Here is a 21699-nt window from a genome sequence, read left to right as displayed (position 1 = left end):
GGGGTATGTACCCCGTAGAATATAGGAAGGAGGAGAGCGATGGAAAAGGACATGAGCCGCTACCAATGCAAACCCTGCGGCTACATTTATGACCCGAAAAAAGGCGTACCGGAATACGGCATCGAGCCGGGCGTTCCCTTTGCGGAGCTGCCCGACGACTGGACCTGCCCCAAATGCGGCACCAGCAAGTGGATGTTCGTAAAAATGGAAGACTGAGAAGACGAGCTGAAAGGCTCGTTTTTCCTATATACGGCTTCGGCGCGTGATGTCGCCGAAGCCCTGCATCTGCATTTTTTTGGAGGAGGATATATGAAACCGACGGTGAAGATTTACGACGAAGTACTCAAGCGTTCGATCACCATCCCGGCACAGATCCGCTATTGGGACGGAACGAAGTCCTTCTTGGGTACGGGCGAGGCGGAGATCGCCATCCACTTTAAGGCGCCCCTCGATCTGAACAAGGCGCGCAAAGACTTTTCTTTGACCCTCGCCGAAGCCTATATGGACGGCGATATAGAGATCGAAGGCTCCCTGCAAAATTTGATGCGTTCGCTGTTTGCCAACGACGACAGCTTTATGGAGAGCAAGGAATATAAAATGCTCAAGTTTCTGCAGGGGCACGGCAAAGCGGAATCCAAAGAAGAAATCGCCTACCATTACGACATCGGGAACGACTTCTACGAACTGTGGCTCGACGAGAGCATGACCTATTCCTGTGCCTACTTCAAAAAAGAAAGCGACAGCCTCGAGGACGCGCAGCTGCAGAAGATCGACCACATTCTCGAAAAGTTGCGCCTAAAAGAAGGCGATACGCTGCTGGATATCGGCTGCGGCTGGGGCAATCTCATTATTCGAGCGGCACAGACCTACCCCATTCGCGCCTACGGCTGTACCTTAAGCGAAGAGCAGCAAAAGCTCGCCACCGAGCGCATCGAACAGGAAGGCCTTTCCGATCGGGTACAGGTCTTTTTGGCCGATTATCGGGATATCGCCGCGAAGGGCAAGACATTCGACAAAATCGTGAGCGTCGGCATGTTCGAGCACGTGGGGAAGGAAAACCTCTACGAATACTTCGAGAGCATCGACCGCATGCTCGCCGACAAGGGGCTCGCGTTGATCCACGGCATCAGCGGCCAGCGCGATCCCGACGATCCCGATATGGGCAAGAATTCCTTCCTCAACAAATACATCTTTCCCGGCGGCTATATCCCCGCCATCGCCGAAATCGTCGCCCCCTTGGGAAAACTTCGGCTGCATCTGATCGATATGGAGAGCCTGCGGCGCCACTATCAGCTGACATTGGAGGAATGGTGCCGGCGGTTTCATCGCCATTGGGACGAGATCGAAGAGGAGATGGGCGAAAAGTTTATGCGCATGTGGGACATTTATCTGCAGGCCTGCGCCGCTATCTTCGAGGCGGGCAAGCTCGACGTATGCCAGTATTTGATCGAAAAGGGCGCGGACAACGAGCGTCCCCTGACGCGGGAATATATGTTCCGATAAGGCGGCCATGGGGTCGCCTTTTTTGGCGCAAAGAATAAGATTTTGTAAAGAATGGGGAATACGCTTGCTTTATCAAAAAAAAATGGTAAAGTATTAGAGAAAGCAATATCTATTTACATACGACGGCGGGCGAAACGAAAGGTACGGAGCGACCTTTTGCGGCATTTTCGCACCGCGTCATAAATATGGAGGTATTTATGAAAAAATTGGCGGCATTGGTATTGTGTCTGCTCTTGCTCCCGTCGGCGGCGTTTGCCCAGGGCGCTCGACCCGTAACGATTTTTGTGAGCGGTAAGTCGATGCAGGAAGAGGGGCAAAAAGCGGTGATTCGCGAAGATCGCACTTTTCTGCCCCTGCGGGCGGTCACCGAAGAGCTGGGATACACGGTACAATGGGACCAGGCGAAGAAAGAAGTCACCATGACGAAAGGAAGCGAAGCGGTTACAATGCAAATCGGCGCGAAATCCTATCGCCATAACGGAAACACTGAAGCCATGGATGTGGCGCCCTATCTCGACAAAGATCGCACCTATGTACCCGCCCTCTACTTGGGGAAGGCGACGAAACTGCCCGTGCGGTGGATCGCAGACGAGCGCATCGTCACCGTGGGTGCCTATCCGCAAAAGGACGTGGCGGCGGACAAGCGGATCTATGTAAAGGAAGTGGATATGTCCTTTGCTCTGCCCGCGGATGCAGACGTAGAGATTGTCTACGAAGTGTCAGATAAAGAGGTTGCGTTTTTTGAAAAATCCAATCGCGATGGCGGCGACGGCTTCCTCTTTAGCCTCTCTCGCGCAGAGCATCCGATGCGCGAATGGAATAATTCGCCCATGCTGTTGGGCGAAAAAGACGGCCTCTATTACGGCGCCGACTTCCGCGGCGATCCCCATATGGCAAAGAGCGAGGCACTGCAAAAGAAGTATGAGAAGGCCACCGCAAAGATCGACGATATTCTGATGACGGTGCGGGTAGGCAAATAAGACGAAAGAACCGGCGAGGGCCGGTTCTTTTTGTTTGGGTATAGGTATAGGGAATCGCGAATTTTGAAGGAGGAACTATGCAGTATATCGAAACAAGCATACAAGCGGGCGTAAAGATCCCCACGCGCATCGTAATGCCGCCCATGGCATCGGAGGGCGCGGAAGACGGAAAGATCGGCGCATCGGCGGTGGAATTTTATAGAAAATGTGCAAAAAATCCGCTGTTCGGGCTCTATATCATCGAGCACAATTATGTGGAACGCGCCGGTCAGGTGTCGCCGAAGCAGATGTCTTTGGCAGAAGACGGGGCGATCGATTCCCACAAGCGCTTGATCGACGCCATGCAGTCGGAAGCAGGCGATCACAAAATCTTTGTGCAGCTGAACCACGCGGGCAGAAAGTCGAAGCTCGCGACGCCGCCTGTGCCTTTGATCGGCCCCTCGGCAGAAGACGGCGTACGCGAGATGAACGCGAGCGATATGGCGCGCGTACAGGAAAAGTTCGTCGAAGCGGCTCTCCGCGCCGAAAAGGCGGGCTACGACGGGGTAGAGGTGCACGTCGCCCACGGCTTTTTGCTGAACCAGTTTTTCTCGCCGTTGGTGAATAAGCGGCGCGACAGCTACGGCGAGGATCGACTCGCCTATCCCCTCGAGGTATTTTCTGCCGTCAAAGAAGCGCTGGGAAATTTTCCCGTGGCGGTGCGGATCGGCGGATTGGACTTCGAAGACGGCGGCACCGAGATCGCAGACGGCGTGGAGGCCGCCAAGCGCTTTGAAGCGGCGGGGGCGGATCTGTTGGATATGACCGGCGGCATGAACGGCTATACGCGGCCGGGCCATAGCGAACCGGGTTGGTTTTCCGATTTAACCGCACAGACAAAGGCGGCTGTCACCACCCCCGTTCTTCTGACCGGCGGGGTACAGACGCCGGAGGATGCCGAGGCGCTTCTCGCCACCGAGAAGGCGGATCTGATCGGCGTGAGCCGCGCCTTTTTGAAGAACCCCGACTGGGGCGTGTAAGAAAAACGAAATACGCGCATTTTGCGCATACAAAAGCGACATGTTGCCATGTCGCTTTTGTGTGTCGCGCGTTGCGATTATTTTTCTTCCGCCAGGTCTTTATAGCGTTTGTAGGTTTGCTTTGCATCTTCTTCGGAAGCATCCAGAAGCTCTTCGCCTTCCTCGGGGGAACGACGCAACAGCGATGCATAGCGGACTTCGCTCATCAGGAATTCGCGGTAGGACTTATTGGGTTCCTTGGAATCCATAATAAAGGGATTTTCGCCCTTTGCGATGAGTTCGGGGTTGTAGTGGTAGAGTTGCCAGTAGTTGGACTCGACCGCTTCTTTTTGTTGTTTGGTGGCGAATGCCATGCCCTTCGAGAGGCCGTGGTTGATACAGGGGGAGTATGCCACGATCAAGGAGGGGCCGTCGTAGGCTTCGGCTTCTTTGATGACCTTGATCAGGTGGTTCATATTCGCACCCAATGCCACCTTGGCGACGTAGATGTCGCGGTAGCTCATGGCCAACAGACCCAAGTCCTTCTTGGCGGTCTTCTTACCGGCTGCGGCAAATTGTACCACGGCGCCCTTGGGGGTTGCCTTGGAGGATTGTCCGCCGGTGTTGGCATAGAGTTCGTTGTCTACGACGAGTACGTTGACGTCGGCGCCGGTTGCGAGGACGTGGTCCAATCCGCCGTAGCCGATGTCGTATGCCCAGCCGTCGCCGCCGTACATCCAGAAGGATTTCTTGGTGAGTTGTTCTTTGTTCTTGAGGACGTATTCTTTGGCTTCCAGGGCTTCGCCGTCGAGGTCTAAGGACTCTAGGGTTTCTACGACCGCGTCGCTGCGTTCGCGGGTGCCTTCGCCTTCGTTAATATTGTCGATCCAGTCTTGGATGGTCTTCTTCGCCGCTTCGTCTTTTAGGACGGGCAAGATCTTTTCCAATTCCATGGTGATCTTAGCGCGTTGTTGGCCAACCGCCAGATACATACCGAGGCAGAATTCCGCGTTGTTTTCGAACAGGAGGTTCGACCATGCGGGACCGTGGCCCAGGTGGTTGGTGGTGTAGGGTGCGATGGGGAATGCGCAGCCCCAGGCTTGGGAACATCCCGTCGCGTTTGCGATATACATTCTGTCGCCGAAGAGTTGGGTCAGAAGTTTCGCATAGGGGGACTCGGAGCAACCCGCGCAGGCGCCGGAGAATTCGAGCAAGGGTTGTTCGAATTGGCTGCCCTTGATGGTAAATTTGTCCATCGGGTTTTCCTTATGGGAAAGGGTCAGTGCGTAATCCCAGTTTTCTTGTTCGGGCATTTGCGATTCGAGATCGTGGAATTCCAGCGCCTTTTCCTTGGCGGGGCAGGTCTCTACGCAGTTGCCGCATCCGGTACAGTCGAGGGGATCGACTTGGATGGTAAATTCATATTCCTTAAAGCCCTTGGCGGGAACGGAACGGAATCCTTCGGGTGCGTTTTCTACTTCTTCCTTATTGGAGAGGAAGGGACGGATTGCCGCGTGGGGGCAGACGAAGGAACATTGGTTACATTGAATACAGTTTTCTTCCTTCCAGCGGGGTACGCGCACGGCGATGCCGCGTTTTTCGTATTTGGACGTACCCAAGGGGATAAATCCGGATTCATAGCCCTTGAACGCCGAGATCGGCAGATCGTCGCCGTGTAGTTCGGTGATGGGCATCATCATATTGCGTACGTAGTCGGAAAGGGTTTCGTCGACCTTCTTTTCTTCGACTTCGAGGTCCTTCCAGGAAGCGGGAATTTCGACCTTGTGGAGGTTTTGGTAGCCGCTTTCGATGGCCTTAAAGTTCATATTGACGATCTTTTCGCCCTTGTTGCCGTAGGACTTTTCGGCGAATTCCTTCATCAGGCGTTCGGCTTCGTCCATGGGGATGATTTCGGCGAGTTTAAAGAATGCCGATTGCAAAATGGTGTTGGTGCGTCGACCCAAACCGATTTCTTCCGCGAGTGCCACCGCGTTGATGGTATAGAACTGTACGTCGTTTTCGGCGATGTACTTCTTCACCTTGTTGGGGAGGTGGGTTTCCAATGCCGCATCGTCCCAGTTCGTGTTCAGCAGGAATACGCCGCCGGGACGCACTTCGTCTACGATGTCGTAGCGGGTCATATAGCTTTGGTTGTGGCAAGCGATAAAGTCGCCGTTTTTGACCACATTGCTGTTGCGAATGGGTTCGTGGCCGAAGCGTAGATTGGATTTCGTAATACCGCCGGTCTTCTTGGCGTCGTATTCGAAATACGCCTGTACGTACATATCGGTATTGTCGCCGATGATCTTAATGGAGTTTTTGTTGGCGCCTACGGTACCGTCGCCACCCAGACCCCAGAACTTGCAGTTGATGATCTTGGGATTGTCGATGACATAGCTGTCGTCCACGGGGAGGGACAGATAGGTCACGTCGTCTACGATGCCTACGGTAAAGTCGTCTTTGACTTCGTTTTGCATCAGATTGTCGAAGATCGCCTTGATCTGTGCGTGGTCCACGTCCTTGGAGGAGAGACCGTAGCGGCCGCCGTAGATTTCCGGTGCGTTTTCGACATTGGCGAATGCGCCGACCACGTCGAGATACAGCGGATCGCGCGCGCCGGGTTCCTTGGTGCGGTCGATCACGGCGATGCGCTTGATGCCTTCGGGCAGTTCGTTTAAGAAGTGTTGGCGAGAGAACGGACGATAGAGGTGTACTTGCAGGTAACCCGTCTTTTGTCCGTTGGCGTTTAGTTCGTCGACGGTGTCTTGTACCAGACCGCTGACCGAACCCATACCGACGATGACATATTCCGCATCGTCCGCGCCGTAGTAGTTGAACAGGCGGTAGTCCGTGCCCTTGAGTTCGTTGACCTTGTTCATATATTTTTCTACGATGCCGGGGATGGCGTTGTAGAATACGTTAATGGATTCTCTGGATTGGAAATAGGTATCGGGGTTTTGTACGATCCCTCTTTGTTTGGGGCGTTCGGGGTTCATCGAATTGGACTTAAAGCGTTCCAGCGCCTCGATATTGAGCATATCGCGCAGGTCTTCGTAGTCCATCACTTCGACCTTTTGGATTTCGTGAGAGGTACGGAATCCGTCGAAGAAATGCATAAAGGGAACGCTCGATTCGATGGCCGCCAAGTGGGCGATACCGCCGAGGTTCATGACTTCTTGCACATTGCCGGAAGAGAGCATAGCCCAACCGGATTGGCGGGTGGCCATAACGTCGGAATGGTCGCCGTAAATCGAGAGCACGTGGGAACCCAGGGTACGGGAAGCGACGTGCATAACGCCGGGGTAGAGGGAGCCCGCCGTACGGAACATAGTCGGGATCATCAGGGCGAGACCTTGAGATGCCGTATATGTAGTCGTCAACGCGCCGGCTTCCAAAGAACCGTGCAATGCTGCAACAGCGCCGCTTTCCGCCTGCATTTCGACGAGGCGAACTTCCTGATCGAACAGGTTCTTCTTACCGTCGGCGGACCAGCTGTCCACGAGCGCCGCCATGGGAGAAGAAGGCGTAATGGGGTAAATGGCTGCTACTTCGGTAAACGCATAGGAGACATAAGCCGCCGCTTCGTTACCGTCCATAGACTTAAACACTTTTGTCAAGATATACACTCCTTACTACAAGTCGACAAATGTCGAAACAATGGTGCGTCGGTACAACCGACAGGATCGGGAACTCTTTAGGCAAATGATGAAAACGTTGTCAGTGTGAGTTCACCTTTCCTCGAAAACATTATATACAATCTGACGCGAAAAGCGAAGCGGATTTCGCAGGAAATGCCGAGAAAGAACAAAATGGCTGTAAAAGGCATATAAAACAAAAATTAAATCGAAATACAGGGGAGATTAAAATATATAATTCGGGAATAGAATTGATTTTTCGTAAATAATGGAAATAGCTGCAAAAATCCGAAGCGAAAAAGATCGATCACAGACATCGCGCGGCAGAACTCGCTTGTGCATTACCGTTTGCCTTCGATTCGATTCAAAATCGAGAAAAATTATTTGAGTCGTAGAAATTTTTCGCTCGAAGGCTGGGAAAACGACGGGAAAACGCGAGGGGAAAAATACTTCCATTTTCCCGAATACTATAAAATATACAATTTCACATATTAGTGGCCGCCGGTAAAATCTTTCGGTGCCGATCACAATGGCCTTTAATGCCGTATTTGGCTTGCGTAAAGGGGTAGGGGGAACAACGACAAGAACGTCGCCACGAAGTTTTCAATATATTAAAGTTTCCCAAATGTTTTCCCTTATGAAAACAAGCCGAAGTGCTATGTATACAAAATTAGGCAAATAAAACCGCAGAATTTCAACATTTTTGCCCTTGAAAGACGAATCACAAACGAAAAATCGTTTGCCAAATTTCCCGGCAAACTTTATAATATACTTAAGATTGATTGCCGAATTGAATAGCAAAAAATGCAAATCGAAAAAATGAATATTAGAAACACTAGGAAACAGTGTACGGAGGTTAACAATGGATGACATGCATGGCAGGAAAAAAGTAAAGGCGGTAGGCCTTGAAACTTTTGTCTTCCTGATTATATTCATCGGCGGCTTCGCCCTGATCGGCAACAAGATGGGCGCGGGGCTGATGTTTAAAACCATGATGGCAACTGCGCACGACTTACTGCTCTCTACGGTCTTTTTGATTATGGCCATGGCCGTTTTGGCCGGCGCCATCAGCGGCGTCCTTTCCGAATACGGCGCGATCGCCTTGATCAACAAGATCTTTGCCCCTTTGATGAAACCGGTATGGGGCCTTCCGGGAGCCAGTATCACCGGCGCTATCGCGACATATCTATCGGACAATCCGGCAATCATATCTTTTGCAAAGGACAAGACGTTTACCCAATACTTTAAGAAATACCAGGTTCCGGCGATGTGCAATTTGGGCACCGCGTTCGGCATGGGTTTGATCGTAACCACCTTTATGATCGCCCAGGGTAAGGAATTTATCTTGCCGGCGATACTCGGGAATGTGGGGGCGATTGTCGGCTCGGTGGTGAGCGTTCGCCTGATGCTCGCCCAAACCAAGAAGTTCTACGGCGCCGAGGCCGAAGAACCCTTTGACGTAGAAATGCAGACCGAAGATCTCGAATCCCAAGGGGAATTTCGCTATATCCGCGAGGGCAACTACTTTCAACGAACGCTGGATGCCCTCTTGGAAGGGGGAAAGACCGGCGTAGAAATGGGGATGTCGATTATCCCCGGCGTGCTGATCGTCTGTACTTTCGTCATGATGATCACCTTCGGGCCCGGCGAAAACGGCGTCTACACCGGCGCCGCCTACGAAGGCGTCGAGTTTTTGCCCTTCCTCGGCGAAAAGCTGCAGTTTATCTTCGAGCCCTTGTTCGGATTCCGATCCCCCGAAGCCATCGCGTTTCCCATTACGGCGCTGGGCGCCGTGGGCGCTGCTATCTCGCTGGTGCCGAATTTTATCGAAACCGGCGCGGCGCTTCCCAACGACATCGCGGTCTTTACCGCCATGGGCATGTGCTGGTCGGGATATTTGAGTACGCATATCGGCATGATGGACGCGCTCGACTCCCGCGAACTCGCGGGCAAGGCGATTTTGTCCCACACCATAGGCGGCATCGTCGCCGGCGTGGTGGCACACTTTTTGTTTATGCTGATCGGCGGATAAAAACGCGAAACCGCATCGAATCTTCGGTGCGGTTTTTTGTATGGCGTAAAAAAGTGCGGAGAAATATTCGAAACGACGGGGATAAAAATCGTTGTATTTTTTGTGGGGGGGGGGTATACTATAGCCATGGGAAATCCTTTCCCAAATCGCAGTATTAAGGAGGCAATATGAACGATACAGATAAGAAAAAATTTTTGATGTTCGCGATCGTCGGTCCCGCCTGCATCATTTTACGGGCGCTGCTCGGCGTCGGCGGCATGGAAGTAAAACAGACTCCGATTTTGGTGGGAGCCGGGGCGATCTTGGCGATTATCGGTTTTCTTTTATACATATATGAAAAGAAACATATCGACGAATTTGCCTATGCCTATGCCGAAAACTGGAACGGCGGCGGATTTATCAACAGCGCCTTTATCTTGGGCATCTCGGTATTTTTCTTCGCGATGACTTGGATCAAGGGCATTGCCATCCTGGTGCTGTTCGGCGTGGTGTATCGGATTTTGATGGCGATCATCCGCGGAAAACAGGGGGAGAGATCTTGAGTGCAAAGAAGTCCTTCGGGGCTTCTTTTTTTATGCGTAAAACAGACCAGGAAGGAAGGGACTAAGAGGAACGCCGTAAAGTTTTCGATAGATGGGTGAGGTCTTCGTTAAGATGGCATAAATTTCTTCGGAAAAGCAATGGAGAAAAAGATTCTTGCTTGACTTTTATACTTTATTAGATTAAACTTAAAAAAACTTAAGAACTCGCTTAGGTTTTGCCAATACATACCAAAGAGGAGAGATAGACATGAAAATTCGCAGGAAGCGACTGTTGTCCCTAGGTTTGGTCTTGGCCATGTTGCTCGTCTTTACCGCAGCTTGTACGAAGGTGGATACGACCAATGCCGGCAAGACCGAAGGCGCAGACGGGGTCGCCGCCGAAGCGACCAAGGCGGAATATGAAACTTTGAAGGAAGGGGAAGAGTACCATATCGGCATCATTACCGGTACGGTATCGCAGGCGGAAGACGAGTTCCGTGCGGCCCAAGATGCCATCGAAAAGTACGGCAATGCCGACGAAGGCGGCATTATTCGCCACGACACCTACCCCGACCGCTTTGAGGCGGAGCAGGAGACCACGATCGCAAAGATCGTCGCCATGGCGGACGACCCGCAGATGCGCGCCGTGATCGTAAATCAATCCGTTCCCGGCACGTCGGCGGCATTTACCCAAATTCGGCAAAAACGCCCCGACATTATCCTGATCAATCTTGTGGCGCAAGAGGATACGATTATGGCGGAAAACACCGCGGATCTGGTACTCGACGCCGACAATGTGGGCCGTGGATACCGCATCGTGGAAGCGGCGAAACAAATGGGCGCGACCAAGTTTGCGCACATCACCTTCCCGCGGCATATGTCCATCGAGCTGTTGGCGCTGCGCCGCGCGATTATGGAAGAAGCCTGTAAGGATTTGGGCCTCGAGTTTATTTCGTTGAACGCTCCCGACCCCACGACCGACATCGGCGTGCCCGGCGCGCAACAATACATCGCCGAGAACATTCAACCCTGGATCGACAAGTACGGCAAGGACACGGCGTTCTTCTGTACCAACGACGCACATACCGAACCCCTGCTTCGCGGCGTGGCGGCCGGCGGCGCGATCTTTGTAGAACAGGATTTGCCCTCTCCCATTATGGGATACCCCAAGGCGTTTTCTGTCGACATTCAAGACAAAGCCGGCGACTGGCAAGCGATCAATAGCGAAGTGGAAAAGGCGGTTGTGGCGGCCGGCGGTTCCGAACGCATGGGTACCTGGGCGTACTCCTTGGGCTACTCGTTGACGCTGGGATCGGTGGATCTCGTGACCGACGTCTTGAAGGGCGAAAAGGAAATCACGAATATCGATCAGGTCATCGAAGCGATCAGTACCTATACCGAGGGCGCCAACTGGACCGGCAGCAATTACGTCGATCGAGCCAGCGGCGAAAAGAAAGAAAACCACATTCTCCTGGCACAGGATACCTATGTCTACGGCAAGGGATATTTGGGCATGGACAAGGTGGAAGTACCCGAAAAGTACATGACAATGAATGTCGACTTGGATGCCATCGAACAATCGCAAAAGGATGCCGAAGGCGAAACCGGAGAATGATCCCGGGTACGAAAAATAGTTTTTATACGAGGAAAACGGAAATAAACCAGCGGCAATCGTTGGTTTATTTCCTTTAGGAGGTATATTGTGGCGCAAACATTGATGGAGGTCCGGAATGTGGGCAAGCGCTTCGGGGAGAATGTCGTCCTAAAGGGCGTAAACTTCGACCTGGCGCCGGGCGAGATTCTGGGACTCGTGGGAGAAAACGGCGCGGGCAAGTCCACATTGATGAATATCATCTTCGGCATGGAAGTAATTCGAGAGACCGGCGGCTACGACGGCGAGATCCTCTTGGACGGCGCGGCGGTGAATTTTCGCTCGCCCATCGACGCCCTAAAGGCGGGGATCGGCATGGTGCACCAGGAATTCAATCTGATCCCCGGCTTTACCGCGGCGGAAAACATCACCTTGGATATGGAACGCACCAAACCCTCGGTGCTCTCGAAGGTATTGGGCAAGAAATACGCCACCGTCGACGGAAAGGCGAACATCCGCTTATCGGGCGAATCCCTCGACAAATTGGGCGTCGAGATCGATCCCGAGGGCATGGTGTCGGAGATGCCGGTGGGGCATAAGCAGTTTATCGAGATCGCCCGGGAGATCACCCGCGAAGACGTAAAGCTCATTATTATGGACGAGCCGACGGCGGTATTGACCGAATCCGAAGCGGATATGCTGATGGCCTCTTTGAAGCGGCTTTCGGATTTGGGCATCGCGATCGTATTTATTTCCCACCGCCTGCGGGAAATCCTTACCGTATGCGATACGGTGGTGGTGCTCCGGGACGGGGAGATCATCGAAAATCGGAAGAACGAGAATTTGAGCGTCGATCAGATCGCCGCCTGGATGGTGGGCAGAACCGAAGAGGCGCGGACGCGCAAGCGGCAGCCCATGCGGCCCGGGGAGACGGATGTGCTCCTCAAGGTGCGCAATTTGAATGTGGATATGCCCGGCGAACAGGTGGACGATGTGAATCTCGACGTGTATCGCGGGGAAATTTTGGGGATTGCGGGCCTCGCCGGGCAGGGCAAGCTCGGGATCGCCAACGGCATTTTGGGCACCTATCCCGTAATGGGCAATGTGGAATTTCAGGGCAAGCAGCTGGCGCTCGGAAAGACCGCAAAGATCCTCGCCGAGAAGATCGCTTTCGTCTCCGAAGACCGCCGAGGCGTGGGACTTTTGCTGGACGAGCCGATCTACTGGAACATTTCTTTTAACGCCATGCAGATTCAAAATAAATTCATTAAAAAAGTTATGGGACTGAGTTTTCGCGACGAAGAAACGATGAAAAAGGTCTCCGACGCATACATCGAAAACTTGGCGATCAAATGCATGGGCAGCCACCAAAAGGCGGGCAATCTATCCGGCGGCAACCAACAAAAGGTCTGCCTTGCCAAGGCACTCTGCATGGAGCCGGAGCTCTTGTTCGTCTCGGAACCCACCCGGGGCATCGACATCGGCGCCAAGGAGCTGGTGCTATCGGCGCTCGAGGACATCAACGAGAAGGAAGGCACGACCATCGTCATGATCTCCTCGGAACTGGAGGAGCTAAGGAGCATTTGCGATCGCATCGCCGTCATCTGCGAGGGCAAGATTGCGGGCATCCTCTCGCCCGAAGCGCCGGCGGCGCAGTTCGGTCTTTTGATGAGCGGAGAAGAAGTGGAGGTAGAGAACGTTGAATAAATCTTTCGTACAGAAAATCGGCCTGCCTCGACTGATCATCGGCCTGTTTTTATTGGCGCTGTTTGTAGCGGCGCCCTTGGCCGGGATTTCGCTGGCGGATTCCGTAGAAAACGTATTGGCCCGCTTCGGGATGTTTTCGATCTTGGTGTTGAGCTTAATTCCCATGGTACAGTCCGGCTGCGGGCTCAACTTCGGGATTCCCATCGGCATCGTCGCGGGCATCTTGGGCGGGGTCACCAGTATGGAGTTCGGCCTAAAGGGCTTCGGCGGCATCGCCGTCGCCATGCTGATCGCCGCCGCCATCGCCGTGGTCTTCGGCTTCGGCTACGGGGTGCTTCTCAACAAAATCAAGGGCGACGAGATGCTGATCGCCACCTATGTCGGCTACTCGTTTACGGCATTTATGTGCATTATTTACTTGATTCTGCCCTATAAAAACCCGGTGTCGGTATTGAGCTATGCGGGGCGCGGCCTGTCGCAACAGGTGCCCGTCGCCCAGTACTGGATGAAGAATCTGGTGGATGCCGAGGGAACGCGGAGTTCTGTGGGGATCCTCACCGACTTCTTGAGCTTCCGCATCGCCGGCGTACGCATTCCCGTGGGCATGTTTTTGGTCTTTGCCTTCTTCGCCTTTTTGGTCTGGGCGTTCTTTCGCACCAAGACCGGTACGGCGATGACCGCCGTCGGGTCGAACCCCGACTATGCGAAAGCCGGCGGCATTGACATCGACAGAATGCGGCTCTTTTCGGTCATTCTCTCTACGGTGATCGCCGCCGTGGGGATCATCGTCTATCAACAATCCTATGGATTTATACAGCTGTATCAGGCGCCTTTGGCCTTTACATTCCAGACCGTCGCGGCGCTGTTGATCGGGGGCGCGAGCATCAACAAGGCTTCGATCCCCAATGTGATTATAGGAACCTTTTTGTTCCAGGGGATCATCACCCTTACGCCGACGGTCATCAACGGCGCGCTCAATATCGACATATCGGAGATCTTGCGCCTGATTATTACCAATGGCATGATCGTATACGCATTGACGAGGAGGAATCGCAATGAATAAATCTTTACAAGCCAAGCTGTCGAGATATATGGTGCCGATTCTATTTATCGTCATCATCGTTATCGGACTATGGATCGCCAAGCCGCCCTTGGCCTATGTCACATCGGAAATTTCGAAGCGCATGATTCGAAACACCTTCCTGGTGCTCTCTTTGATCGTGCCGATTATCGCCGGCATGGGGATCAACTTCGGGATTCCCTTGGGCGCCATGGCCGGGCAGATCGGCCTGGTATTCGCCCAGGACTGGGGCATCACCGGGCCCGCAGGCATCTTAGTGGCGGTCTTGATCGGCACGCCCATCGCCATCGTCTTGGGGCAGTTTTCGGGCCGGGTACTCAACCGCGCTCGGGGCCGCGAGATGATTACTTCTATGATGCTCGCGTTTTTTATGCTCGGGGTCTATATGCTGTTTTTGCTCTATATGTGCGGCACGGTGATTCCCATGCACAATGCGTCGATGCTCCTTTCAAAAGGCTACGGCGTAAAAAACTCCATCACCTTGGATACCGCCCAGGCGATTGACAATATTTTGCTCTACCGCATCTATTTGCCGCTCAATGCCAAGCACGCCATCAGTTTCGACATACCGGTGGTGACGATCCTCGTCATCGCGTTGATGTGCCTGTTTATCGTTTGGTTCAAAAAGACCAAACTCGGCCACGATATGCGCGCCGTGGGCATGGACCAGGTGATCTCTGCCAATGCGGGGATCTACTCCGATAAAATCCGCATCCAATCCATCGTGATCTCGACCGTACTCGCCTGCTACGGGCAGATTATCTACCTCCAAAATATCGGTACCCTGGCGACCTACGCGGGGCAAGACCAGGCGGCGCTCTATGCGGCGGCTTCGATCCTCGTCGGCGGCGCGAGCGTTATGCGGGCGACTATTCCCAATGCGGTGATCGGTACCATGCTCTTTCACCTCATGTTTATCGTATTGCCCCAAGCCGGGCGCATCCTCACGGGTGATGCCATGATGGGCGAGTACTTCCGCACCTTTATTTCCTACGGGGTCGTCACCTTGGCGCTGATTATGCACGCCTACAACCGCGCCAAACAAGCAGAAGAGGCGCGCAAAGACAAAAAAGAGGCGGCACCGCCGGGTTCCGAGGCGAGTGCACCGTGACGAAAAGGCCCTTCGGGGCCTTTTTGGTTGCGGGCCGAAGCGGCGGGCGAAGAAAAAAACCGATAAGTATAGTACAATATTCTCATACGCAGAAATAAGAAACCAGATCCGGACATCGCATCCGGAGCCAATAGAAAGGATGAGACGATGCATTACACCGGTCAGACATTTCGCCCGCCGCGGGAAGCCTATACGCCGCTTTTGGAGGTGACGGTGGGGTGTTCCTACAACCAATGCACCTACTGCGCCATGTATAAAGACGTGACGTATCGCAAGGCGCCCGAGGAACAGGTGCTGGCGGATTTGCGGGAATTGTCGGTTTATGCCGATCGGATCGATCGGATCTTTTTGGAAAACGGGGATCCCTTTATTCTATCCACCGAGGAGCTCTTAGAGATCGCCGATCGGATCTACGAACATCTGCCCAATGTAGAGATCATCACCTGCTATGCCTCTATCGTCGACTTGAAGAACAAGACCGTAGAGGACTTAAAGCGTCTGCGCAAGGCGGGCTATAACCAACTCTATATCGGCATCGAGACCGCCCACGACCCGACGCTCAAAAAAATCAAAAAGGGATGTACCCAGGCGGACGAGTACAGGGAACTCGCCAAGCTGGAAGAAGCGGGCATCGATTGGATCTGCATGGTGATGGCGGGGATCGCCGGCCAAGAGGACAGTTTTGCCCACGCCGACGAAACGGCAAAGCTCTTAAACACCCACCAGCCCCTGAGCGTATCGCCCCTTACCACGACGGTGCACCCGGGAACGGAACTCGCGCGTATGGTGGCGGACGGCGAATTTCAAACCCTTACGGAAGGGGAGATTTTGGAAGAGGAAATTCGCCTTTTGGAAAAGTTGGATCTCAAACCCCGTGCGCTGTTCTTCGGCATCCACAGCTACAACACCGCGCCGGTAATCGGCCGATTCTCCGAAAAAGAGGAGATGCTCGCCAAATTGCGCGGCGTGCTCGAGGGAATGAGCGAAGCGGAGCGCAATGCCCGCTTTGTGCGAACCGGGTACTAGATCGTGGAGCGGCCGCTTTTTGAGAAGGTACGCGCCTTTCGGGGCGGGGCCTATTTCGCCATGCCGGGGCACAAATCCAAGGCGCTTTTCGACTTCGGCTTTGCAGATGACATCACCGAGATCGAGGGGGCGGACAATCTTCTGGATCCCGAAGGGGCGATTCTGGAGGGGGAAGCAGCGATCGCCCGCGCCTACGGCGCCGCCGCGAGTTATTTGATTCCCGCAGGCTCCACCGCCGCCATTAAAGTCGCCCTTTATGCGGCGACGCGGCCCGGCGACAAGGTGCTCGTACAGCGCGGCGCCCACACGGCGTTCTTTCACGCCGCCGTCCACTTGGACCTCATTCCCGTGTATCTACCCTGCGGCACAGACCCGAAAACGGGCCTGTTCTGCGGCATCGACCCGAAGGAGGTGGGCCGTGCGCTGGATGCGGACCCCGAGATCGCGGCGGTATTTTTGACGAGTCCCGATTATTTCGGCGGAATTTTACAGCTCGAGGAAATCGCGCGGGAGGTAGAGGCCAGAAATAAGGTGCTGGTGGTCGACGAAGCCCACGGCGCCCACCTCGCCTTTACGCCCTTGTCGGCGTATTCCGCCGTACGATTCGCGCATTATACGGTGCAGTCGCTCCACAAGACGGCACCGGCGATGACCGGCGCGGCGCTTTTGCACACGCGATGCGCCGGAACCGAGCAGGCGGTGCGGACGGGAATGCGGCTGTTTCTTTCCACTTCGCCCTCGTATCTGATTATGCTCTCTTCGGAATATGCCGTGGCGCATATGCAGGCCCATAGCGGCGAGTGGCATCGCATAGAAGACATGCGGCGCACGTTGGCTGCGGCGCTTCCCGAGGGGGCGATCCCCACGCGATCCGGCCATTTTGCGGCGATAGACGGGTCGAAATTTCTCTTTCGCCTGCCGCATAGGACGGGCCGCGAAATCGTGAGAGATTGCGCTGAGCGCGGGGTGTATCTCGAGATGGGCGACGACCGCTACGCCCTGGCGATCCTTTCTCCTTTAAACGAGGAAGACGAGATTCGTCGCCTCGAGGATGTCTTTCGAGAAGCGGAGGCGGGGCCGTATTTGCCCGTACGGCGAGAAGCCCCCTTTTTCGACAAGCGGGTAGAGCTTTCGCCGCGCGCCGCGTTTTTCGCCGGCCGGGAATGGGTGCATATCGACGATGCCGTCGGCAGAATCTGCGCGCTCCCGGTGACGCCCTATCCGCCCGGCATCCCCCGCATCAGCTACGGGGAGCGGATTGCAGCGGGAGATTTGGATTTTGAAGGCCACGAAGGGGTGCAGGGCATAAAAGACGGCAAAGTCGCCGTCGTCAAGGAGGAGCTATGAAGTACTATGTAGTGGAAGGGAAGTTTAAGACTTTCGAATTCGACCTCAAGGCAGAGGAAAACGCCGCGTTGTTCGAGAAGTTTGCGGCATTTACGGACGCGGCGGCGGCCGAAGGGCGCTTATTGTGTTTCGGCGACAAGGCGCACGGCGTAATCGGCCTGGTGCGGGGAGAAAGCCTCGACGAACTCCTGTCGTTTTTCGAAAGCGACCCCCTGACCCTCGCCGATGTGATCGAATACCGCATGACCGAAATCGAAAACATCCGCCTCGCCGACGACGTATCGGGATTTTGGCGGCAATAAAAAAGGGGCCCGCGGGGCCCTTTTTTGATGCGCGTATTTAGAAGAACAGCCGGTTGTCCTTTCGATCGGCATACATCGCCTCCAGCTCCTCCTTGTGGTACAGATAGCCGGCGTGGGAAAAGTATTTGGCGCCCTCGGGACAGCCCTTGATGCAGGCGCAGCACTTCATACATTTATCGACGGTGGCGACGTCGTCGAAGTGGATGGCGCCAAGGGGGCAGAGGCCGACGCAGATTTTGCAGTCTGTACAGAGCGCCGCGTCTGTCTCGGGTTTTATTTTTACAAAGTCGATATAGGCGCCCTTTCGATCGACCGGGCGAAAATAGCCGCCGATTTCCCGTTCGGGGCGCGGGAGCCGATCGCCGTTTCGAAGGGCTTTCGCCGCGCGGTCAGAGAAGGCGAGGATGTCTTCGCGATCGGCGCGATCGGGGCGGCCGGCACCCAGGATGCAAGAGAAGGAATGCGCCGCTGCAAAGGCGCCGGCACAGACGATCTCCGCGCCCGCGTTTTGCATAAGCTCGTAGAGCTCCAAGAGGCAGTCGTCGAAGTGGCGATTGCCGAAGGTGCAAACCAAAATGGCGCGGGTGCCTTCGGCGCGAAAGCCCTGCATATACGAAAGCAGCAGATTGGGCACGCGGCCCGCATAGGTGGGCACGGCCACGATGACGACATCGCCGGCTGCGGTCTCGGGGTAGGTGTGCCTCTTTTCGGGGCAGGTAAAGTCGTAGGGAACGACCGCTTCTTGTAGCGCATTCGAGAGTGGCTTCGCCAGTGTGGTTACCACGGTTCGGGTGCGGCCGGTGGGCGAAAAGTAAAATGTACGGATCATGGGGAAACCTCCTTGTGGTCGAAATACGCTTCGGCAAATCGGACCGTCGCCATGGCGTCTTTGCCGTAGAAGTCGGCGCCGATCTCTTTGCCGTAGTCTGCATTTAAGACGGCGCCGCCCACCATGACCGTCACCTCGGGCGCTTCGGCGCGGAGCAGGCGGATCGTCTCTTCCATAAAGCCGACGGTGGTGGTCATCAAGGCGGAGAGTCCCACCAAAGGCGTGCCGTGGGTGCGCACCGCCTCGAGGACGGCGCGGGGCGGAACGTCTTTACCCAGGTCGACGACGCGAAAATTATAGTTTTCCAATAGCGCCTTTACGATATTTTTGCCGATGTCATGGATGTCGCCCTGCACGGTGGCGAGAACGATTTTGCCGCGTCCCTCGCCCTCCGCCCGTTGCGGCAAATGGGCTTTGACGACGGCAAAGGCGGCCGCGGCTGCATCGGCGCTGCGGAGCAGTTGCGGCAAGAAGAGGGTCTTCGCCTCGAAATCGCGGCCCATGGCATCGAGGGCGGGCACGAGGTCTTCGTCGATAATCGACATCGGATCCCGCTTTTCGATCTCTTGTCGGGCAATCTGTGCCGCCATATCGACCATGCCCTTTTTTATGGCATAGGCGAGGTCATAGGTAGGTGCGGGGGCCGTCGAGTCCACCGCTTCGCCTTCGGCGTAGGCGGCGAGATAGTGCGAAAAGTCGCGGTCGTAGCCGAGAAGGGCGAGGGCGCTTTGATAGGCGCGGCGAATCGCCGGGGCGGTGACGTCGACGATGGCGGCCGAAAGCCCCGCGGAGAGGGAGATGGCGAGGAGGGCGGCATTGAGCCCCTCCCGCCGGGGCAGGCCGAAGGATACATTGCTGATGCCCGCGACGGAATAGAGGCCGCGCTCTTCTAGGCCGAGCAGGGTTTCTGTGAGTACGCGCACGGCATCGGGGTTTTCCGCCACGGTGAGGGTCAGGGGATCGAATAGGAAATCCGCTTTCGTAAGGCCGTATTTTTTGCCCTCGGCGAGGATGCGATCCGCCACCGCAAGGCGTCCTGCCGCGGATTCAGGAATGCCGTCGTCGTCCAAGAGAAGAGCGATACACAGTCCGCCGTAGCGCTTTGCCACGGGGAGGATCTGCTCCATGCTCGCTGCCTTGCCACTGACGGAATTCAACAGCGGACGACCGATATACGCGCGGCAGGCGGCCTCCATGGCAGAGGGATCGGCGGTGTCGATACTGAGGGGAAGATCGCTCACCGATTGTATTGCCCTGACGACGGCGGGTAGGAGCGCCTTTTCCTCGGCGCCGGCAAAGCCCACATTGACGTCGAGCAGATCCGCACCCGCTTCTTCCTGCCGGATGGCCTCGCGGAGTATGCGGTCTGTCTCGCCGCTTTGGAGCGCCTGTTTAAGCGTGGGCTTTCCCGTGGGATTGATGCGCTCGCCGATCAGGCGCGGGGAGCCGTCAAAGCGTACCGCGTGTAGGTAGGAGCTTGCCACGGGGCGCGGGCGTCCCGCCGATGGGATCAGAGGAAGGCGGCGGGTCTTTTCGACGAGGGCGCGAATATAGTGCGGATCGGTGCCGCAGCAGCCGCCCATAACGGCGACGCCCATCCGGGCAAATGTCGCCATATACGTAGAAAAGGCATCGGCATCGACATTGTAGACGGTTTTTTCGCCGCGCACCTCCGGCAGTCCCGCATTGGGATTTGCGATGACGGGAATGGTAGAAATCTCTAAAAGCCGGGCGAGGAGCGGCTGCATCTGTTCGGGCCCGAAGCTGCAGTTAAAGCCGATGGCATCGGCACCCAGTGCGGTGACTGTGGCACAAAAGGCGTCGATATCGGCACCGGTCAGCATTCTGCCGTCTTCCTGAAAAGCGGCGGTGACAAAGAGCGGCAGATCGCTGTTTTCTTTTACCGCCAACATACACGCCTTGATCTCCGCGAGATCGGACATGGTTTCGGCGGTGATCAGATCGCAGCCCGCCGCCACGCCGGCGCGCACCACTTCGGCAAAGAGAGCCACCGCCTCCTCAAAATCGAGATCGCCCACCGGTTCGAGAAGCCGCCCTAAAGGGCCGATGTCGAGGGATACATAGCGATGTGCACCCTCTGCGGCGGCGCGCTTGGCGGTCTTTACCCCAGCCGTCACCACCTCCTCGACGCTATGGCCGGTGCCCGCGAGTTTGAATCGATTGGCGCCGAAGGTATGGGCGAGGGCGATATTCGCCCCGGCTTCGAAATAGCCGCGGTGCATGGCATAGAGGACGTCGGGTCGGCGTAGGTTTAAGAGCTCGGGGTATTTTCCCCCGGCGATGCCCTTTCCTTGTAAATAGGTGCCGCTCGCCCCGTCGTAGTAGAGCCGACGCGCTTTCAAATCGTCTGTGATGGTCATATCTCCCTCTCTTTCGGCAACAGTCCCGCCACGGCGGTGATGGTCTTTGCGGGCACGAGCATATCCGCCCGGGTCAGCGAAATATGGATCTTCGTATCGGCGCGAAGGGCGCGGATCAGCGGCCATTGATACGCCAGGCCGAAGTCGGCAAAGCCGGGTGAGAAGCGCGGCTTGAGGGAATACCCCCATGTGCGCGCCTCCCGGTCGACGGCGCGACAAAAGGCGTTGGCATAGCTTTCGAGGACCTCTGTCGCCGCCGCATCGGTGATAAAGGCGTCGTATTTGGAGACGACGGTCAGGCGGCGGATGAGCCGGTCTACGCCGGCGCCCAGGGTAACGGCAAAGAGGAGGGCGCGGTCGCAGCCGGAAAGGTTTTTCAGAAGCGCTTCGCTGTGTACGCGAAGATCGCCGATTGCGAGTGCGCCCCCTTCAAGCGAAAGCGGAACGAGTGCGGCGACTTTTCGAATGTCTGCCACCGCGAGCAAGCGCTCGGCATTTCGCCGTACGGCATCTAAGAGTTCGGCATCGGGCGCCGTTCCCTCCAGACGCAGATAGCGCAAAATCTCGCGGAGCCGGAGGGAATCGGCGTCTATATGCAGTTCGTCGTGAAGGGATTTCAGTTCCACCCCGTGCTCCTTTCTCTGCCAATCGATTA

The 21699-nt window shown here is 55.4% G+C and carries 17 protein-coding genes; 13 read left to right on the top strand and 4 right to left on the bottom strand.

The annotated features are described in order from the left end of the window. The first annotated feature begins 39 nt into the window (after positions 1-39). The 4 genes from QO008_RS03235 to QO008_RS03220 all read left to right on the top strand — a co-directional run bounded on the left by QO008_RS03235 (position 40) and on the right by QO008_RS03220 (position 3502). Positions 40-216: a rubredoxin gene (locus QO008_RS03235; protein WP_371828952.1), complete on the top strand. Its 177-nt coding sequence runs from the start codon at positions 40-42 to the stop codon at positions 214-216. 93 nt (positions 217-309) lie between these two features. Beyond that, a complete protein-coding gene (locus tag QO008_RS03230; RefSeq protein ID WP_307384317.1) occupies positions 310-1503 on the top strand; it encodes an SAM-dependent methyltransferase in 1194 nt (397 codons plus the stop codon). A gap of 197 nt (positions 1504-1700) precedes the next feature. Then, complete coding sequence (locus QO008_RS03225) at positions 1701-2483, top strand: copper amine oxidase N-terminal domain-containing protein (protein WP_307384314.1); 783 nt, start codon at positions 1701-1703, stop codon at positions 2481-2483. A 77-nt stretch (positions 2484-2560) separates the two neighbouring features. Further along, positions 2561-3502: an NADH:flavin oxidoreductase gene (locus QO008_RS03220; RefSeq protein ID WP_307384312.1), complete on the top strand. Its 942-nt coding sequence runs from the start codon at positions 2561-2563 to the stop codon at positions 3500-3502. A 77-nt stretch (positions 3503-3579) separates the two neighbouring features. Here the strand turns inward: QO008_RS03220 and nifJ are convergent, their stop codons facing one another. After that, positions 3580-7098, bottom strand: coding sequence for a pyruvate:ferredoxin (flavodoxin) oxidoreductase (nifJ, locus tag QO008_RS03215; protein WP_407653956.1), 3519 nt, complete (start codon positions 7096-7098; stop codon positions 3580-3582). Between the two features lie 889 nt (positions 7099-7987). Here nifJ and QO008_RS03210 point away from each other — a divergent pair. The 9 genes from QO008_RS03210 (at position 7988) to QO008_RS03170 (ending at position 17834) form a co-directional block, all read left to right on the top strand. Next, positions 7988-9148 carry a CD0519/CD1768 family membrane protein gene (locus QO008_RS03210; RefSeq protein WP_407653961.1) on the top strand — a complete coding sequence of 387 codons (1161 nt, stop codon included), beginning with the start codon at positions 7988-7990 and terminating at the stop codon, positions 9146-9148. A gap of 167 nt (positions 9149-9315) precedes the next feature. Beyond that, positions 9316-9690 (top strand): hypothetical protein, encoded by a 375-nt coding sequence (locus QO008_RS03205; protein ID WP_307384305.1) that lies wholly within the window; start codon positions 9316-9318, stop codon positions 9688-9690. A gap of 247 nt (positions 9691-9937) precedes the next feature. Further along, positions 9938-11284: a DUF3798 domain-containing protein gene (locus QO008_RS03200; RefSeq protein ID WP_126465667.1), complete on the top strand. Its 1347-nt coding sequence runs from the start codon at positions 9938-9940 to the stop codon at positions 11282-11284. Positions 11285-11386: 102 nt separating this feature from the next. Continuing rightward, a complete protein-coding gene (locus tag QO008_RS03195) occupies positions 11387-12967 on the top strand; it encodes a sugar ABC transporter ATP-binding protein (protein ID WP_407653960.1) in 1581 nt (526 codons plus the stop codon). After that, positions 12960-14030, top strand: coding sequence for an ABC transporter permease subunit (locus QO008_RS03190; protein ID WP_126465665.1), 1071 nt, complete (start codon positions 12960-12962; stop codon positions 14028-14030). Before QO008_RS03195 ends, QO008_RS03190 begins: the two co-directional genes overlap by 8 nt. Continuing rightward, a complete protein-coding gene (locus QO008_RS03185) occupies positions 14023-15159 on the top strand; it encodes an ABC transporter permease subunit (RefSeq protein WP_307384299.1) in 1137 nt (378 codons plus the stop codon). Before QO008_RS03190 ends, QO008_RS03185 begins: the two co-directional genes overlap by 8 nt. Before the next feature lie 147 nt (positions 15160-15306). Next, positions 15307-16185: a radical SAM protein gene (locus QO008_RS03180; protein WP_126465663.1), complete on the top strand. Its 879-nt coding sequence runs from the start codon at positions 15307-15309 to the stop codon at positions 16183-16185. 3 nt (positions 16186-16188) lie between these two features. Further along, complete coding sequence (locus QO008_RS03175; RefSeq protein WP_307384296.1) at positions 16189-17532, top strand: aminotransferase class I/II-fold pyridoxal phosphate-dependent enzyme; 1344 nt, start codon at positions 16189-16191, stop codon at positions 17530-17532. Further along, entirely contained in the window at positions 17529-17834 is a 306-nt protein-coding gene (locus QO008_RS03170) for a YciI family protein (RefSeq protein WP_126465661.1), read from the top strand. Before QO008_RS03175 ends, QO008_RS03170 begins: the two co-directional genes overlap by 4 nt. 37 nt (positions 17835-17871) lie before the next feature. Here QO008_RS03170 and QO008_RS03165 read toward each other — a convergent pair whose 3' ends face one another. The 3 genes from QO008_RS03165 to QO008_RS03155 are packed head-to-tail and all read right to left on the bottom strand — an operon-like array spanning position 17872 to position 21670. Beyond that, positions 17872-18663, bottom strand: a complete 792-nt coding sequence (locus tag QO008_RS03165; protein WP_307384290.1) for an EFR1 family ferrodoxin — start codon at positions 18661-18663, stop codon at positions 17872-17874. Further along, the gene (locus QO008_RS03160) at positions 18660-21044 is read right to left on the bottom strand and encodes a homocysteine S-methyltransferase family protein (RefSeq protein ID WP_307384287.1); all 2385 of its coding nucleotides are present in this window, start codon (positions 21042-21044) and stop codon (positions 18660-18662) included. Before QO008_RS03160 ends, QO008_RS03165 begins: the two co-directional genes overlap by 4 nt. Then, positions 21041-21670 carry a hypothetical protein gene (locus QO008_RS03155; protein ID WP_307384285.1) on the bottom strand — a complete coding sequence of 210 codons (630 nt, stop codon included), beginning with the start codon at positions 21668-21670 and terminating at the stop codon, positions 21041-21043. The genes QO008_RS03160 and QO008_RS03155 overlap by 4 nt, the downstream gene beginning before the upstream one ends. Between the last annotated feature and the right edge of the window lie 29 nt (positions 21671-21699).

This window comes from Aedoeadaptatus ivorii (assembly GCF_030815095.1).
Classification (GTDB): Bacteria; Bacillota; Clostridia; order Tissierellales; family Peptoniphilaceae; genus Aedoeadaptatus; species Aedoeadaptatus ivorii.
This window is presented reverse-complemented; position numbering and strand designations above follow the sequence as displayed.